The 16,771-nt window shown below is 66.2% G+C and carries 14 protein-coding genes; 4 read left to right on the forward strand and 10 right to left on the reverse strand.

The features are described from left to right. Positions 1 to 102: 102 nt before the first annotated feature. Positions 103 to 1,317 (forward strand): GTP-binding protein, encoded by a 1,215-nt coding sequence (locus AC2EAL_RS18795; RefSeq protein ID WP_484725758.1) that lies wholly within the window; start codon positions 103 to 105, stop codon positions 1,315 to 1,317. Continuing rightward, entirely contained in the window at positions 1,317 to 1,634 is a 318-nt protein-coding gene (locus tag AC2EAL_RS18800) for a DUF6525 family protein (protein ID WP_484725759.1), read from the forward strand. Before AC2EAL_RS18795 ends, AC2EAL_RS18800 begins: the two co-directional genes overlap by 1 nt. On the opposite strand, the gene AC2EAL_RS18805 is transcribed toward AC2EAL_RS18800, so the two are convergent. The 8 genes from AC2EAL_RS18805 to AC2EAL_RS18840 form a co-directional block, all read right to left on the reverse strand. Next, positions 1,565 to 3,382: a S9 family peptidase gene (locus tag AC2EAL_RS18805; RefSeq protein ID WP_484725760.1), complete on the reverse strand. Its 1,818-nt coding sequence runs from the start codon at positions 3,380 to 3,382 to the stop codon at positions 1,565 to 1,567. The genes AC2EAL_RS18800 and AC2EAL_RS18805 overlap by 70 nt on opposite strands. Next, positions 3,379 to 4,350, reverse strand: coding sequence for an ABC transporter ATP-binding protein (locus tag AC2EAL_RS18810; RefSeq protein ID WP_484725761.1), 972 nt, complete (start codon positions 4,348 to 4,350; stop codon positions 3,379 to 3,381). The genes AC2EAL_RS18805 and AC2EAL_RS18810 overlap by 4 nt, the downstream gene beginning before the upstream one ends. Next, entirely contained in the window at positions 4,347 to 5,318 is a 972-nt protein-coding gene (locus AC2EAL_RS18815) for an ABC transporter ATP-binding protein (RefSeq protein WP_484725762.1), read from the reverse strand. Before AC2EAL_RS18815 ends, AC2EAL_RS18810 begins: the two co-directional genes overlap by 4 nt. After that, the gene (locus AC2EAL_RS18820; RefSeq protein WP_484725763.1) at positions 5,308 to 6,180 is read right to left on the reverse strand and encodes an ABC transporter permease; all 873 of its coding nucleotides are present in this window, start codon (positions 6,178 to 6,180) and stop codon (positions 5,308 to 5,310) included. The genes AC2EAL_RS18815 and AC2EAL_RS18820 overlap by 11 nt, the downstream gene beginning before the upstream one ends. Further along, positions 6,170 to 7,093, reverse strand: a complete 924-nt coding sequence (locus AC2EAL_RS18825) for an ABC transporter permease (protein WP_484725764.1) — start codon at positions 7,091 to 7,093, stop codon at positions 6,170 to 6,172. Before AC2EAL_RS18825 ends, AC2EAL_RS18820 begins: the two co-directional genes overlap by 11 nt. After that, positions 7,094 to 8,707, reverse strand: coding sequence for a peptide ABC transporter substrate-binding protein (locus AC2EAL_RS18830; RefSeq protein ID WP_484725765.1), 1,614 nt, complete (start codon positions 8,705 to 8,707; stop codon positions 7,094 to 7,096). It lies immediately after the preceding gene. A 26-nt stretch (positions 8,708 to 8,733) separates the two neighbouring features. After that, positions 8,734 to 9,843, reverse strand: a complete 1,110-nt coding sequence (locus AC2EAL_RS18835) for a succinylglutamate desuccinylase/aspartoacylase family protein (RefSeq protein ID WP_484725766.1) — start codon at positions 9,841 to 9,843, stop codon at positions 8,734 to 8,736. A gap of 75 nt (positions 9,844 to 9,918) precedes the next feature. Next, positions 9,919 to 11,931, reverse strand: coding sequence for a CocE/NonD family hydrolase (locus AC2EAL_RS18840; RefSeq protein WP_484725767.1), 2,013 nt, complete (start codon positions 11,929 to 11,931; stop codon positions 9,919 to 9,921). Positions 11,932 to 12,118: 187 nt separating this feature from the next. Between AC2EAL_RS18840 and AC2EAL_RS18845 the strand changes: the two genes are divergently transcribed. Continuing rightward, complete coding sequence (locus AC2EAL_RS18845) at positions 12,119 to 12,769, forward strand: TorF family putative porin (protein WP_484725768.1); 651 nt, start codon at positions 12,119 to 12,121, stop codon at positions 12,767 to 12,769. Between the two features lie 19 nt (positions 12,770 to 12,788). Here AC2EAL_RS18845 and AC2EAL_RS18850 read toward each other — a convergent pair whose 3' ends face one another. Together AC2EAL_RS18850 and AC2EAL_RS18855 are read right to left on the reverse strand one after the other, a co-directional pair. Beyond that, complete coding sequence (locus AC2EAL_RS18850; protein WP_484725769.1) at positions 12,789 to 13,157, reverse strand: cupin domain-containing protein; 369 nt, start codon at positions 13,155 to 13,157, stop codon at positions 12,789 to 12,791. A gap of 110 nt (positions 13,158 to 13,267) precedes the next feature. Beyond that, positions 13,268 to 14,284: a LacI family DNA-binding transcriptional regulator gene (locus tag AC2EAL_RS18855; protein ID WP_484725770.1), complete on the reverse strand. Its 1,017-nt coding sequence runs from the start codon at positions 14,282 to 14,284 to the stop codon at positions 13,268 to 13,270. Positions 14,285 to 14,486: 202 nt separating this feature from the next. Here AC2EAL_RS18855 and AC2EAL_RS18860 point away from each other — a divergent pair, with 202 nt between their 5' ends. Further along, positions 14,487 to 16,748, forward strand: a complete 2,262-nt coding sequence (locus AC2EAL_RS18860) for a family 78 glycoside hydrolase catalytic domain (protein ID WP_484725771.1) — start codon at positions 14,487 to 14,489, stop codon at positions 16,746 to 16,748. Positions 16,749 to 16,771: the final 23 nt, after the last annotated feature.

The following is a 16,771-nucleotide window of genomic DNA, read 5'->3' on the forward strand; positions in this document are numbered from 1 at the left end:
CTTGCCCGGGCCCAGCCTGCACGCGCGTTTTGCAAGGACATTGCAGGGGCGCGCGCTTTCGGGTAGCAGTATATGTTATCTTATAACATTACGTGGATCGCCATGCCCCCCAGCCAGTCCGACCCCCGCCTGCCCGTCACCGTGCTTTCCGGCTTTCTCGGTGCCGGGAAGACCACGCTTCTGAACCACGTCCTGAACAACCGGGACGGCCGCCGCGTCGCTGTCATCGTCAACGATATGAGCGAGGTGAACATCGACGCCGACCTGATCCGCGAAGGGGCCGAGCTTTCGCGGTCCGAGGAAAAGCTGGTCGAGATGACCAACGGCTGCATCTGCTGCACGCTGCGCGACGACCTTCTGACCGAAGTGCGCCGCCTGGCTGCCGAGGGGCGCTTTGACTATCTGCTGATCGAATCGACCGGCATCGCCGAACCGCTGCCCGTCGCGGCGACCTTCGACTTCCGGGACGAGAACGGCATCAGCCTGTCCGACATCGCGCGGCTCGACACGATGGTCACGGTCGTCGACGCGGTGAACCTGCTGCGCGACTTCTCCAGCCATGATTTCCTGGCCGACCGCGGCGAGGTCATGGGCGAAGGCGACGAACGGACGCTGGTCAACCTGTTGACCGACCAGATGGAATTCGCCGACGTGATCGTGCTGAACAAGGTCGCCGATGCCACGCCTTCGCAGGTCGATGCCGCGCGCAAGATCATCCGCGCGCTGAACCCGGACGCCCGCCTGATCGAGACCAACCGCTCCTGCGTTGCGCCAGATGCGATCTTTGACACCGGCCTCTTCGACTTTGACCGCGCCCATGAACACCCGCTTTGGGCCAAGGAGCTGTACGGCTTCGCCAACCATACGCCCGAGACCGAGGAATACGGCATCTCCTCATTCGTCTACCACGCGCGCGAGCCCTTCCATCCGGCAAAGGTTCATGCCGTCCTGAACGGCCCGCTTCCCGGCGTGATCCGCGCCAAGGGGCATTTCTGGATCGCCACCCGCCCCGACTGGGTGGCTGAATTCTCGCTGGCGGGCGCGATGTCCTCGGTCACGCCGCTGGGCCGCTGGTGGGCCTCGGTGCCGCCCGAGCGGCTGCCGAAACACCCCGACGCCCAGGCCGAGATCGCCCGGCATTGGGCCGAACCCTGGGGTGACCGGCGGCAAGAGATCGTCTTCATCGGCGCGGGCCTGGACCGCGATGCAATCTCTGCCGCGCTGAATGCCGCGCTGGTCTCGGCCGCCGACTTCACGCCCGGGGCCTGGGCCAGACTGCCCGACCCTTTCCCGGCCTGGGGTCGGAAGGCGGCATGATGCGCAACCTTTCGGCACCACGCCTGCGCTGGCGTCCAAGCAACCCGATGCGGGACCACGACGCCCTGCCGCCGCCCCTGCGCGCCTGGGCCACTCAGGCCGCCCTGCCCTGGAGCGCGCGGTCCCTGCTGCGGACCTGGAACCGGTCACTGGTGACCACCGGATCGCTGGAGGCGGCGATCCGCCACCTGGAACGGTTGGAGGCCATGGTCCTAGCTGGTCAGGCGTCAAAGGTCTGGGGCGAGGGTTACCCCTGCCCTGCTCCGCCCCCTGTCGCAAAGGCCCGGTCCAGGAATTCGGCGCTTCTGCGCAGGTAGGTTTCGACATTGCGCCGCCGGAACACGCCGTGGCCTTCGTCCTTGAACAGCAGCACCTCGTGCGGGATTCCCGCCGCCGTCAGCTCGCGGATCGCCACATGGGTGTTCTCGGGCCCGACGTTGGAATCCGCCAACCCATGGACGATCATCACCTGCCCCCGGATCAAGGTGATGAACCGGCCGGGGGAGGCATTGGCGTATTTCTCGGGAAACTCCTCCGGCGTGCCGCCCATCATCTCTTCGCTATAGGCCCGGCCATGCGGCATTTCGGTCGCGTGGTAGTCGATGTCCAGGCGATACATCCCGCACATCGGAATCGCCGCCGTCACGAGGTCGGCATGACGAGTGATCGCGAACCAGCTTGAAAACCCGCCATAGGAATTCCCCGCCACCGCCACCGGCCCGGGCAGCCCTGATGCCAGCGCCGCCTCCAGCCCCGCCCGGATATCCGCCTGCTCCCGCCCGCCCCAACCGTCGACCTTCACCGCCTCGCGGTGGGCATAGCCGAACCCAGTGGAGCCGCGATAGTTCGGGTCAAGGACAACATAGCCGCAGGCGACCCAGAACTGGATCTTCGGGTTGACCCAATCCTCCGAATGCCAGGTCGGGCCGCCGTGGACATAGCCGATCAGGCCTTTCGGAGTGCCCTCGGGCCGGTAAAGCCAACCCTGCATCGCCATCCCATCCGGGGCGGTCCAGCGGAAGTCCTGTGGGGCGACATGGCGACGCGCAGGTTCTGGCGGTGCGCGAAAGATCGTGCGGCAGGTGCCGTCCGCAGCCACGGCCACCAGGTCATGCGGCGCGTCGGCGTCATAAGCCTCGGCCAGCCACCCGCCACCGGGCAGCGCGGCATGGGGCAGAAGACTGCGGCGGCCGGAATGGTTGGGAAGCGGGCGGATGCCATGGGGGCCGACCAGGGCGGCGCGGGTGTGGCTTTGCTGGTGGTGGATGCAAAGGAAGTCCTTACCCGTCCCCGCCAGCACGGAATGGGGGAACAGGTCCGGCTCCCCCGTCCGCCAGTCGATCGCGCCGGAGGGCAAGGTCAGGACCCCCAGCTTGTCCCGCCCCTCATGGTCGCAGGCAAAGCCGATCCGGTTGTCATCCAGCCAGCATGCCAGCACGTTGTTCTTCGCACCCAGATCCAGAACCTTCGTGGCCTCACCGCCCGCCACCGGCACCAGCCACAGCTGATACCCGCCCGGCGCGCGGTCGCTGCGGTGCCAGAGAAGGCGGGTGCCGTCGGGCGAAAGAAGCGGACCCACGTAGTAGTGCGGCGGGCTGTCGGCCCGGTCGAGGCAGGTGTAACGGCCCGCGACGAGGTCCTGCCGCCAAAGCCAGGCGCCTTCCGTCACTTCGCCCGTGGCATAGTCGTAATCGGCCAGGAAGAAGACCGCGCTTCCGTCCTTCGCCAGCGCGCCGCCGTAGACGTAGTGGGTGTCCTGCGTCGGTGTAATCTGCCGCAGTGCGCCGGTTTCGCGATCAAGGATAAGCAGGTGATCATGCTCGTTCGCGTTCAGCGACTGGGCGAGGACGAGGCGCCTGCCGTCAGGAGAGACGTCGCGGATCAGGTAGTGGTCATGGCCGTCGGTTAACATCTTCGGTGGGGCGGAACCGTCCAAAGGGGCGCACCAGACGTTCTCGGTCTCGGTCACGCCGGACATGCACCAGAAGGCCCATTGGCCATCCTCGCTGGCGTGGATGTTCGACAGTTGCGGAACGGTGGCCCAAAGGGCGGCAAGGTCGGTCATGGGGCATCCACGAAATGGCAGGCGGCAAGGCGGTCTGAGGCGACCTCACGCAGCTCGGGGCGGGTGGTGCGGCAAAGGTCAGCGGCCTTGGGACAGCGGCTGGCAAAGACGCAGCCGGGGGGCGGGTTCAGAACGGACGGAAGTTCCCCTGGCAGCGCCGTGCCGATCCGGCCCTTTTCCCGGCGCGGATCGGGTTCGGGGACGGCCTGCATCAGGGCCTGGGAATAGGGATGCAGCGGCTTCGCATAGAACGCGCTGCGGGGCGCGTGCTCGACGACGCGGCCCAGGCACATGACCATGATGTCATGGCTGATGTGCCGGACAACGGCCAGGTTGTGCGAGATGAAGACGAGGGCGAGGCCCATCCTTTCCTGCAACTCCATCAACAGGTTGATGACCTGTGCCTGGATCGAGACGTCCAGCGCAGAGACGGGTTCGTCGCAGATGATGAGTTTGGGCCTGCCGACCAGCGCCCGGGCGATGCCCACGCGTTGCGCCTGACCGCCCGACAGTTCGTGCGGGTAGCGGTCGGCGAAATCGGGCGACAGGCCGACTTGGGTCAGCGCCTCTACCGCCCGGTCGCGGGCTTTGCTGCGCGAAAGGCCGGGCTCAAAGGTTGCCAGCGGGCGGCTGACGATGCGGGCCAGCGTCATCCTGGGGTCCAAAGCGGCGACCGGGTCCTGGAAGATGATCTGCATCTCGGACCGTCGGCGGCGGAGGTCGGGGATGGTCGCCATGTCCTGCCCCTGCCAGAGCACCTGCCCTTCCGACGGTTCGATCAGGCGGAGGAGGGCGCGGCCCAGGGTGGACTTGCCGCACCCGCTTTCGCCGACGATGCCAAGGGTGCGGCCTGCCTCCAGCGTGAAGGAGACATCGTGGACGATAGGCAAGAGGCGCGGGCCGGAGAGGAGACCGGACCCCGGGACCTTGTAGCCGACGCTCAAGGCTTTCGCTTCCAGAAGGCTCATGGCGCGTCCCCCGTCAGATGGCAGGCGGCGCGGCGACCGGGGCCCAGGTCGCGCAGGGACGGTCGGTCGCTGGCGCAGTGCGGCAGCCGCACCGCGCAGCGGTCGACGAAGGGGCAGCCCTTGGCCTGACCGCCCGACCGGGGCGTGCCGGGGATTGTGCCAAGGCGCGGGGTCAAGGCTGTCTCCAACCGGGGCATCGCGGCGAGGAGGCCTCGGGTATAGGGATGCGCGGGCGCGTCGAACAGGGTCTCTGCCTGGGCCTCCTCCATCACCCGGCCACCGTAGAGGACGACGACCCGGTCACAGAGACGGGCCACGACGCCCAAGTCGTGGGTGACAAAGATGATCGCTGTCCCCGTCTCACGACCGAGCTCCGCCATCAGGTCCAGCACCTGTGCCTGGATAGTGACATCCAGCGCCGTGGTGGGTTCGTCGGCCAGCAGAAGCTTGGGCTTCGCTAGCAAGGCCATCGCGATCATCACCCGCTGACGCATGCCGCCCGAGAACTCATGCGGATAGCGCCGGCCGCGGGCTGCGGCGTCGGGGATGCGGACGCGGTCGAGCATCCGGACCGCTTCGGCCTGAGCCTGCGTCTTCGACAGGCCCTTATGGACCACCAGCCCCTCGGCCAACTGGTCACCCACCCGCATGTAGGGGTTGAGGCTGGTCATCGGGTCCTGAAAGATCATCGACAGGGCATCGCCCCGGACCCGGTCGAGGTCGCGGGGGGAAAGTGCCAGCAGGTCCTGCCCCTGGAACAGCACCTGCCCCCCGGCCCGCCCGTTGGCCGCCAGAAGCCCCATCATCGCATAGAGGATCTGGCTTTTCCCCGACCCGCTTTCGCCAACGATCCCAAGGACTTCTCCCGGGGCCACATCCAGTGATACGCCATCAACCGCCACCGTCTCGCCCTGCGCCAGGCGGAAGCGGACCGTCAGGTCCCTTATCGACAGCAGGCTACCGGTCATTTGGGTCAAACGCATCGCGGAGGCCGTCGGCGATGAAGTTGAGGCAGAGGAGGACGACGGCGAGAAGGCCCCCGGGAAGAAGCAGAAGCCGCAGGTCGCTGTCCATCGCCGCAGTGCCGGCCTGGATCAGGTTGCCCCAGCTCGCCTGCGGTTCCTTGATGCCGATGCCGAGGAAGGACAGGAAGGACTCGGACAGGATCACCTCGGGCACCAGGAGCGAGCCGTAGACGATGACGCTCGACATGCAGTTCGGGACGATGTGCTGAAGGACGATGGCCGGGCCAGTCATGCCGCCGGCGCGGGCGGCCTCGACGAATTCGCGCCGGGCGAGGGATTGGGCCTGGGCGCGGACGATGACGGCGGGGGTCAGCCAGAGGGTGAAGACGATGGCGGCGAAAAGGGCCAGGGTGCCGCCGCCGAAGAGGAGGCTCAGGAGGATGACGAGGATCACGTAGGGAAAGCCGTATAGGATCTCGACCAACCGCATCATCACCCCGTCGGTGCGGCCCCCCACATAGCCCGCGACGGCGCCGTAGAGGACGCCGATGACACCGGCGACCAGCGCGCCCAGGAAGCCGATGGTCAGCGACACCTGGCCCCCTTCAAGGACGCGGACCAGAAGGTCGCGCCCGAAATCGTCGGTGCCAAAAAGGTGCGGCCATTGAAACTCGGCAGGCGCATTGATGAAGTCGAAATCCGCGTCCTCACCCGTGAAGGGGAAGGTGTAGGGGCCGAGGAAGCAGAGGGCGACGATCAGCGCCAGCACCACGACCGAGCCCATCGCCAGCCGGTTCTGCCGAAACCGCCGCAGCTGCAGCTGAAAGGTCGAGGTGCCGCGTGGCGGGGCCAGATCAACGCTCATTCCGGATCCTCGGGTCAAGGATCGCGCGGACGACGTCGGTGGCGATGTTGAACAGGATCAGGATCGCGCCGTAAAGGAGCGTGATGCCCATCACAAGGGGATAGTCGCGGTTCAGCGCCGCGTCGACGAAGTGCCGCCCGATGCCGGGGACGGCGAAGATCGTCTCGATCAGGATCGATCCGGTGATGATCGCCGCCGTCGCCGGGCCAAGGTAGGCGATGACCGGCAGCAGCGCCCCGGTCAGCGTGTGCCGCCACAGCGTCCGGCGCCAACCGATGCCCTTGGCCCGCGCAGTCCGCACGTAATTCTCGCGCATCGTCTCGATCATCGATGTGCGGGTCAGGCGGCTGATATAGGCGATGTTCGGAAGCGCGAGCACAATCACCGGCAGGATCAGCGAGCGCCAGCCGTCGTTGATCCCGCCGACCGGCAGCCAGTCGAGCCGCAGCGCGAAGAAGGCCTGCAGCAAAGGCCCGATGACGAAGATCGGGATGGCGATGCCGACGACGCCCACCGTCCCCGCAAGGTAGTCGGTGGCCGAGTTCCGCCGCAGCGCGCTTGCCAGACCCAGCGCCACGCCCACCATTGCCGCGATGATGACAGCCCAGAAGCCGATGGTCAGCGAATATGGCAGACCGGATGCGATCAGGTCGTTGACCGAATAGTCGCGGTGCCGGGTCGAAGGGCCTAGGTCCAGCCGCAAGATGCCCCAGACGAAGCGGCCGAACTGCATCCACAATGGTTCATCCAGGTGGAAGGCCGCCTCGATGTTGGCCTGCACCTCGGGGCTGATCTTGCGGTTGCGAGAAAACGGCCCGCCGGGGGCCAGGCGCATGACGAAGAAGGTCAGCGTGACCAGCGCCGCCAGCGTCAGGCCCCCGTGCCAAAGCCGCTTGCCGATGAAGCGCAGCATCTAGTCCAGCGTCATCCACTGGCTGTTGTGATAGCCCGCCGCAGAGGGGCCGAAGCCCTTGACGTTGGGCTTCACCAGATGCCGGTAGGGCTCGATCGAGATCGGCGCGAAGATGTAGTCGTCCAGCAGGATCTTCTCGGCCTTCGCCAATTCCGGATACCGCGTCGCCTTGTCGGGCTGTTCCGCCGCCACGTCCATCGCCGCGTCATACTCGGGCTTCTCCCAGCCATAGCCAGGCTCTGCCGAGGGACGCATGTAAGAAAGGAACGTCTCCGGCCCCGCGAAATCACCCACCAGGTTGTCGGCGAAGATCGACCAGTCGTCGGTGTAGAACAGGTCCAGCCAGGCCTTCCGCTCCATCGAGTTGAGCTCGACCTCAACGCCCAGCACCTTCTTCCACATCAGCGCGGCCCCTTGTGCCCGGCGGATGTTGATCTCGGCCACGGTGGTGGCGATGGACAGCTTCAAGGGGTTATCCGGGCCATAGCCCGCCTTGGCATACAGCTCCTGCGCCAGCGCCTCGCGTTCGGCCTGGGTCATCGAAGCCTCGGCGATGTCGGGGCCCTTGTAGTCGGGGTCGAAGCCGCCCGCATAGTTCAGCTTGGGCGTGGCCCCGCCCTTGACGATCTTGTTCTCCAGCACGTCCCGGTCCAAGGCCAGCGACAGCGCCCGGCGCAGGTCGATGTTCTGCAGATCGGGGTGCGAAAGGTTGAAGCTGTAGTAGATCAGATAGGTCGAGGGGAACACCCAGACCTCATCCGGCGTCTCGGCCTGCAGGCGTTCCAGATCGGCCAGCGGGATGTCATAGGTGATGTCGATTTCACCCGCCTGATAGCGCTTGAGTTCCGTCCCCACGTCCTCGGTCACGTGATACTTGACGAAGGGGATCTTGACGTTGGCCGCGTCCCAGTAGTTGGGGTTTCTCTCAAGGAGAACATGGCTTTGCGGCACGACTTCCTTGATGACATAGGCCCCGTTCGAGACGACCTTGGAGGGGTCGATGAAGACGCCTGCGCCGTTTGCCTCGAAGCTGGGGGAATGCAGGGGCGCGAACTGGAAGGCCCCCACCAGGTCCAGGATATGCGGGGCGGGGGTCTCCATCTCGATCACCAGCGTGCGGTCGTCAGGCGCAGTGATCCCCAAGGTCGAGGGGTCCTTCGTCTCGCCGTTGGCCAGCGCCTCGGCACCCTTCACCTTGATTGTGGAGTAGAAGTAGTAGCCTTTCTCCGACACCGTATCGGGGTTCAGCGTCCTGAGGACCCCGTTGACGAAGTCCTGCGCCACCAGCGGGTCGCCGTTCGACCACTTCAGCCCCTCGCGCAGGCGGAAGGTGTAGGTCTTGCCGTCCGCGCTTGCTTCCCAGCTTTCCGCAGCGCCGGGGATGATCTTGCCGTCGGGGTCGAAGGTCACCAGTCCCTCGTAGGCATCCGCCAGGATCCACCCCGCCGCCGCGTCGAAGTTCACCTGCGGGTCGAGCGAGGACCATTCCGACCCCACGCCGCGGTCGAGCGTATCATCCGCCAGCGCCGGGCCCGTCGCCAAAGTCGTCGCCAGCGCCAGGGCCATCGCCGCGCCAGCCAACCACCGCGCCACCTTTCCTGCCTTTCCGATCATCCGCGTCTCTCCCTGTTATCGTTGGTTCAGTTCGACAGAAGGTCCCCCGTCCGCCGGATTTCGTGGCCCGCCACGTGGCACAGGCCCTGCCCTTTGAGGCAAGAGGTCCACAATTCTTGCCGGAACAGGATGCCTGTGGTCGGTGCCGTGATTTCAACTCGCCTCCGGGCAGCGGCGTCGGTGATGTGGCCAAGGACCTGGCCTTCGCTCACCCGGTCTCCGGGCTTGGTCACCCAGGTGACAATCCCGCCGATGGGGGCCATGAACTCGACCGCGCCGGCCAACGGCATCTCTTCCGCCGGGCCGTAAGCTGGTGCAGGACCGCCGGTCACGGCTCCGATAGAGCCGAGAAAGGCCATCAGCCCCTCGGCATCCCGTGCCGCCGTCGTATCGTCCACATCCATCTGCCCGCGATATTCCAGCGTCGTGGAGAAACAGGGCTGCGGCACCCGTTCGCCGAACCTCTCGCGCAGCGCGCGCCAGGGCGCGGTATGTGCCTCGTCAAAGGCGTTCCCGCCCGAGACATCCTCGATCAACGCCAGCACTGACCCGGTGCAGCGCCCCAGAAGGTCGGTCACTTCGGGCCGCGCGGTCGAGGCGTAGAAGTGCATCACCGCCCGGTGGTCGCAGTGCAGGTCAAGGACGATGTCGGCGTCGTGGGACGCCTCCATCAGCCGGATGCGCAGCTCGTCGACTTCGGTCTCGATCTTGGCCCCGGCCAGAGCCTCCGCAAAGGCCGCCCGGATCACCGCGACATTCGCCACGGGATCATCGCCCAGCCGCCCCTCAAGCCCGTCCGCCACCAGCGCGGCGAGGTCCGGATACCCCCGGTTGAAGTTGTGCGCCCCCTCCAGATCGCGCCGCCCTACGGGTTTGTGCAGCAGCCACTCCGACAGCCCGATTGGGTTCGCCAGCGGGACCACGATGACATGCCCGGTGATCCGCCCCTCGGCCTCGGCCCGGTCGAGCTGGTCCATCAGGTGAAACAGCGCCAGAGGCCCCGGCATTTCGTCGGCGTGAAGCCCGCCCTGGAGGTAGACCTTGGGCCTCGCCCCCTCACGCCCCCAGTGATGGCGGGTCAGGGTCCGTGTGGTGCCGGGGCTGGGCCCGGACAGGGGCACGGTTTCCACTCTCATGCGCACCTCTGGCAGCGCGGGGCCGGTCGGGCAAAGCTTGCGGTGCGCTTGGGGGGCAAGTCAACGCTGGGGCCGTCAGAGATGGTCACGCGGGATCTCCTCGGACCATTCTCTGCGCGCAATCTCGGCGCCGTTTTCGTGGATCACCGTCTCGGCCCAGAAGTGAAATGACTTTTCATCGCAGGTGAGCCGACTGCGGCTGTCATGGGTGAAGACCCCATCTGCGCGGGTCTGGACGACGCGGTAGGCGGTTTCCATCGCCGCGGAGAGCGGTTCGCCTTCGGTGATAAGGTAGCGGGCATGCCCCTCGCTTGCCTGCCTTATGCCTATATCGGGGAATTCGTGGTCATAGCACCAGCGCGGGAAGTCGACCGTGATCCGGCCCGACAAGAGGTCCCGCGCCACCCGGCGCGGATGCGCGGGCGTGACGGGGTGGTGGATCATCGGGGATTGCGGCGCCATCTCGGGCGCGTCGAAGGGGCGGAGCGTCGCGTCCTCGGGGCGCGGGGCACGTATCGGCAGGATCAATGACGTTGCCCCAAAGTCCACCGTCAACGTCGCAAGCTCTGGCGAGGGCCAGGCGATGGGCCAGTAGACCGAGGACAACGACAGCCCGATCCGATGGCCTGCGGGGAAGGCGTGGGCGATGTCGTCAAGCTCGACCACCACGTCGACCGGCTGGCCGGGCACCAGCGCCTGCGGCCGGTCGTGGCCCTTGTGGTGGGTCAGGTTCAGCACCCCCAGCGTCACTCGGGTCGAAGCCCCGTCGGGCGCGATGTCGTTCAGGCGGACGGCCACCAGTGCCATAGGCTTGTCCGAGGCAACCCGAAGATGTAGCCGCGCGGCCCCCATGATTTCAACGGGTTCTGCCAATGGCGCGGTCGCCCAGACCAGGGACCCGCCGTCATCCTCGCGCTGGTCGGTGGGCCAGTCGGCCTCATCGCCGTAACGCCCGATCTCACCCGCCGCCGCGCCGACCCAGAGGGGGGAGCAGATGCGCGCCTGCCCCTGCCCCGCAGTCTCGTGCAGCGACTGGCCGTCAGGATAAAGCTTCCACTCCCTGATGCGCGGGCTGGGCCATTGATCCTCACCCACCCAGCGTCCAGGGCGTTCAGTGTAGCAGGTCTTGGGCGGCACGCTTTCCTGCATCCACACCCGCAGTGCGGGTTCCTGCATGATCCCGGTGTCGCGCCCCTTCATCCAGTGGTCGCACCAGCGGATGACCTCCTGCAGCCAGCCGATGGCCGGGCCGACCGAGACATCCATCGGGAAGGAATGCGCCCAGGGGCCGATGAGACCGCGGCAGCGGTCCGCACCCAACCCCGCCAGCAGGCGCGGCACGGCTTCGGAATAGTTGTCCGCCCAACCCGAGACCGCATAGACCGGCACCCGGATCGCCGAGAAATCCTCGCAGACCGAGCCATGCCGCCAGTAGTCGTCCCGCCGCTGATGCCGCAGCCAGATCAGCCCCCAGGGGCGGTTCGCCTCGATCCGCTGCAGCCAAAGGTCGCGCCAGGCCGTCCCGTGCAAGGCGGGGTCCGGCGGCAGGTCCATGCCCGCCACCATGGTCCCCGACCAGTCCAGGTTGTCCTTCGACAGGCAGCCGCCGATGCAATGGACATCCGTCGCATAGCGGTCATCGGTGAACCCGACCGCCACCACCGTCTTCAGCGCCGGAGGCTGCCGCGCTGCGATCTGCAAGCCGTTGAACCCGCCCCAGCTGATCCCGATCGTCGCCACCTGCCCGTCGCACCAGTCCTGGCCCGCGATCCAGGCGATCACGTCGCAGCCATCGGCCAACTCCACTTCGGAGTACTCGTCGTAGATCAGCCCCTCGCTTTCACCGCAGCCCCGGATGTCCACCCGCAGGCAGGCATAGCCGTGGCCTGCCAGATACATGTGCATCCCCTGGTCGCGGCTGCGGGTCCCGTCGTGCTTGCGGTAAGGCAGGTATTCCAGGATCGCCGGATGCCGCCCCGTCGCCGGCCGCCACAGCTTTGCCGCCAGCCGCGTACCGTCAGGCAACGGAATCCACAGGTTTTCAACCACTTCGACCTGGTGCGGGAAGTCCGTGCGGATCGTTGCCACGATTGTCCTTCCTGCTGCGCCAGACCGTTGATCCGTTCAACGGACGGACCATCCGCCTGTGACGAAAGCGACGCATCCGCGGGGGTCTGTCAACACCAGTCTTACTTTGGCTTTTCAGCCAGTCAATTCTGTGTTCCCCTGCTGATGACAGAAGTCCTGGTCCACTTTGTCCGAATGGAGGAACGTCATGATCAGGTTTGCAGCGACGGCGACCGCCTTCTTCAGCCTGCTGGCGAGTGGCGCCTTGGCGCAGGACGTAACGGTTTACGGCGGCACAGAGCTTGAGTTCACCTTCGATGAGAACGGACCCGACAGCGGAACGGCCGCATACCTTTCCGGCTATCTGGAAGTTGACCGGAACGGCCTCTATGCCGGCATCTGGGGTCAGGTGGCCGATGATGACACCCTGAACGAGGTCGACATCTACCTGGGCTACCGCAACGAACTGGCCTCGGGGGTGTCCTACGACTTCGGCTACACGCGCTACATCTACCCCAATGACGGCGGCAATTGCTGCGGCGAGTTGACCGCCAGCCTGGGCGTGCCCCTTGGCGAGAAGTTCAGCACCACGCTCGACCTTGCCTACGACCCGGATTCGTCCCTTGGCAACGCCTACATCGAGCTGGCCTATCAGGCCACCGACACGTTCGGCATCTCGGCCAACTACGGGGTTTACGAGGTCGAGGAAGCCCCCTCCGAGCAGGAATGGGATTTCGGCGTCACCTACAGCCTGACCGACGAGGCGGCGCTGGACCTGCGCTACTACGACGGCTCGGAATATGAGGACAGCTATATCGGCCTGAGCCTGGCCTACGACACGACGGTCTTCGCGCCCTGAGGGCCAGTTAGCCCGGGCGCTATCTGGTCGAAATCTCGGGCCCTGCGATATGGACGGCCAGAAGGCAGCCGTTCGGCGTGTAAGAGTGATGCTCGGTCCCGTCACGGTAGAACACCAGGTCGCCGGGTTTCAGCACGCGGCCATCGTCCTCGATCAGCTCGCCCTCGAGGATCAGGAACTGTTCGTGCCCGTTGTGGATGTGCCGCCGCGTCGTCATGCCGGCGGGCATCCGGTAGACGTGGAAGCCCTCTCCCAGCGGCATGTCGGTGTCGAGCTGCAGGATGTCATCGCCGAAGGCCTGGCCGTCCGGGTAGACGAAGGGACGGTAGTCGGCGTCGTGGATGTTGGCGATCTTGCGGTCTTCGGGGGCAAAGGTCACGGGGCGCATCTCCATCTTCGGCTATCGGTGTCGGGGCGCCTGGCACGGGTCCGGCAGCGCCTGCATTCTGTCCTGACTGCAGCATAGCCGCGCAAGGGCGGTGCGGTCCACTGATCCGATCAACAGCTCTTTCTCGGGATCAGAGTCGGCTCGATCAGGATATGTTCTGCCACGCTGCGCCCGTTCATGCGGGTGAACAGCGCCTCGGCCGCAAGCTTGCCAAGCCGTGGCCCATCCTGATCCACCGATGCCAGCTCGACCATCGGCAGGCCTGCCACGGGCGAGTTGTCGTAGCCGATCACCGCCAGGTCCTGCGGGATCCGGATGCCAAGGCGGTAGGCTTCGCCCAACAGCGGGATCGCGTCCAGGTCGGACCAGCAGCAGAACGCGCGCGGGCGGTCCGGGGCGCAAAGGATCGCGCGGAACGCCGCATCGCGCGGCAGGCCATGGTTGGGCACCCCGATCACCCGGATCCGGTCCGCCAGCCCGGCCTCGGCCATCGCCCGGCGATAGCCGATCTCGCGCTGGGGGGCGACATCGGCCAGCTGCCCTTCCTGATCGGACTGGGTCAGAAAGGCGATGTCGCGATAGCCGCGGTCCAGAAAGGCGCGGACCATCAGCTGCCCCCCCCTCTGGTCATCGTTGTTGATCGTGTCATAGCCCAGCGCCGCGGGTTCATGGTGTCCGACGACGACGATCGGAATCTGCCGCGCGAAATGTTCCAGCGTCTCGCCGGAAATCTGGCTGGCGACCAGGATCAGCCCGTCCATCCTGTTATCGATCATCTGCTCGATCAGCGTGGCCTCGGTCCGGGTGCGCGCAGCGCCGACACCGACCATGATCTTGTAGCCGGCAGGCTCGGTCACCCGCTCGATGCCCTGGTAGATGCCGGGCAGGAACGGGTTGTCGATGCCGACCAAGAGGACGCCCATCGTGAAGGTCCGCCCCCGCATCCCCCGGGCTGCGACCGAAGGCCGATAGCCCAGCTTCTCGATGCTCGCCTCGACTTTCAGGCGCAGCGCGTCCGACACGCCATAGGCGTTGCGCATGACCTTGGACACGGCGGCCACGGACACGCCCGCATCCGCCGCCACGGTGCGGATCGTCACGCGCGTATCGCTGTTGCCGTCGGCCATGCTGCCCCCCCTGCCCGGCACCCTAGCAAAAAACGGTTGCAAGGCAAATCGGGCTGTAGAATGATTTACGTAGAACGGTGCACGAAATGGGGAGGACCTGATTCGGCACCGCAGGGAGGATGTCGGAATGGGCCTTCAGGGGCAGGTGCGGGCAGAGTCCGCAGCCAGTAAAGCTTTGTCTTCAGAAGGATTTACGGCTGAGATGATCGCGCCGTCCTGCGATCCGGGGACAGGCGGCGCCGGAACCTTCGTCGCGCGGGAGTTCGAGCTGGACAAGGGTCCGGAGGGCGCGGTTCTGCACCTGTCGGCGCAGGGCCTGTATCGGGCCTTCCTGAACGGCGTCCGCGTGGGGGATGACCTCCTTACCCCCGGCTGGACCTGCTATGACGACCGGATCGCCTATCAGTCCTACGACGTCTCTCCGCTTCTGAAACCGGGAAAGAACCGGCTGGAAATCTGGCTGGGCGACGGCTGGTACCGATCCCGCCTGATGTGGGCACTGAACCCGATCCCGAACACATGGGGCACCCGCATCGGCGCCTTTGCCGAGCTGATGGCGGGCGGCAAGACGGTGGTGAAGACCGATGCCTCGTGGAAGTCGGGCTTCACGCCGGTGACGGGCAACGGCATCTACCATGGCGAGGACTACGACTGCCGGATCGCGGTGACAGATACACATAGCGTCGAGGTCCTGCCCTTCGACCGCGCGCTGCTGGTCCCGCATGAAACCGGCGCAGTGAAGGAGATGGAGGCAGTCGCCCTAGTTGACAGCTGGGCCGATGGCGAAACCACGGTCTACGACTTCGGCCAGAACTGCGGGGCCTACGTGCGAATCGCCGTGCAGGGTCCGGCGGGGTCGCATGTGCGGGTGGAATTCTCGGAAGTCCTCGGCCCGAAGCGCGATTTCGACAACCGCAACTTCCGCTCTGCCCGCGCCGAACAGCACTACACGCTGAAGGGTGACGGCGTCGAAACTTATGCCCCCCTCTTCACCTTCTTCGGTTTCCGCTATGCCCGCGTTACCCTGACTGGCGGAGCGACGCTGAGGTCAATCCACCAGATCCCCGTGACCTCCGTCCCCGTCGCGGCGGGGGGGTTCACCTGTGGCGAACCATCGGTCAACCGGCTGGTCCTGAACACGATCTGGTCGCAGCGGTCGAACTTCATCGAGGTGCCGACCGACTGCCCGCAGCGGGATGAGCGGCTGGGCTGGACCGGGGATGCTCAGGTCTTCGCGGGCACGGCCTGCTGGCTGGCGGATTGCGAGAGCTTCCTGAAGAAATACCTCCGCGACGTGCGGCATGACCAGCGCCCGAACGGGGCGGTTCCGCATTTCTCGCCCGACCCGACGCGGCTGCATCCGATTGACGACCGGGGCGATTGGGCCGGGTCGACGGGCTGGGGCGATGCCATCGTCATCATCCCCTGGCAGCTTTATCTGCATTACGGCGACAAAGGTGTGTTGCGCGAAAACTTCCCGGCGATGCGCAAGTGGCTGGACTATGTCTGGGGCATCTCGGATGGGCCGGTGGTGCGGCCCCCCGCGGAATGGGGCGCGCTCGGCTTCACCTTCGGTGACTGGATCCAGCCGGTGGGCGACAATAGGAAGCCCCGCCCCACCATCGCCGACGACTGCGCGGCGACGCTTTACCACTTCATCTCCACCGACCTTGCCGCGAAGATCGCCGGATTGATCGGCGAAAACGCCGAGGCCAAGGTGCTGCGGGACCGGGCCGAGGCGATCCGCAAAGCCTTCCGGAATGAGTTCTTCTCGCCCTCGGGCCGCATCGCGCACAATGACCAGACGTCCTGGAGCCTCGCGTTCCTCTACAGCCTGGTGCCGGAGGAGACCTACGAGGCCAGCAAGGCCTATTTCCGCAAGGTGGTGGAAGATGCCGACGGGCTGATCGGGACGGGGTTCATCGGGACCCCGGCGATCCTGCCTGCGCTGACGATGCACGGGATGGCGGACCTGGCCGAGAAGATATTCCTCAATCGCAAGGTGCCCGGGTGGCTGTACCAGGTCGATCGGGGTGCGACCTCGATCTGGGAACGCTGGGACGCGCTCGGTGAGGACGGTACGATCTACGACCCCGACATGAACAGCTACAACCACTACGCCTATGGCGCGGTGTGCCAGTGGCTGTTCGAAGGGGTGGCCGGGGTGGCCCCGGTGGCGGAGAAGCCTGGCTTCGACGAGGTCACCCTGAACCCGCTGATCCTGCCCGCGCTGAGCCCGGTCGAGGCCTGGCACGACTGCCGCCATGGCCGGATCGAGGCTGGCTGGGTTCTGGACGGTACACGCGTGACCTATCGCGTGACGCTGCCCGAAGGCTGCAGCGGGCGGCTGACTGCCAGCGACCAGCGCAAGAACGTCACGCTGGACGGCAAGCCCGTCAGCGTTCCCGCCGAGGGCCTGACCATCCCTGCGGGCGCGCACGTCATTACCTGCGACCTGACTTGAACGACCAACGGGAGGAAACCAGA

The sequence above is a fragment of the Tabrizicola sp. T74 genome (genome assembly GCF_057219935.1).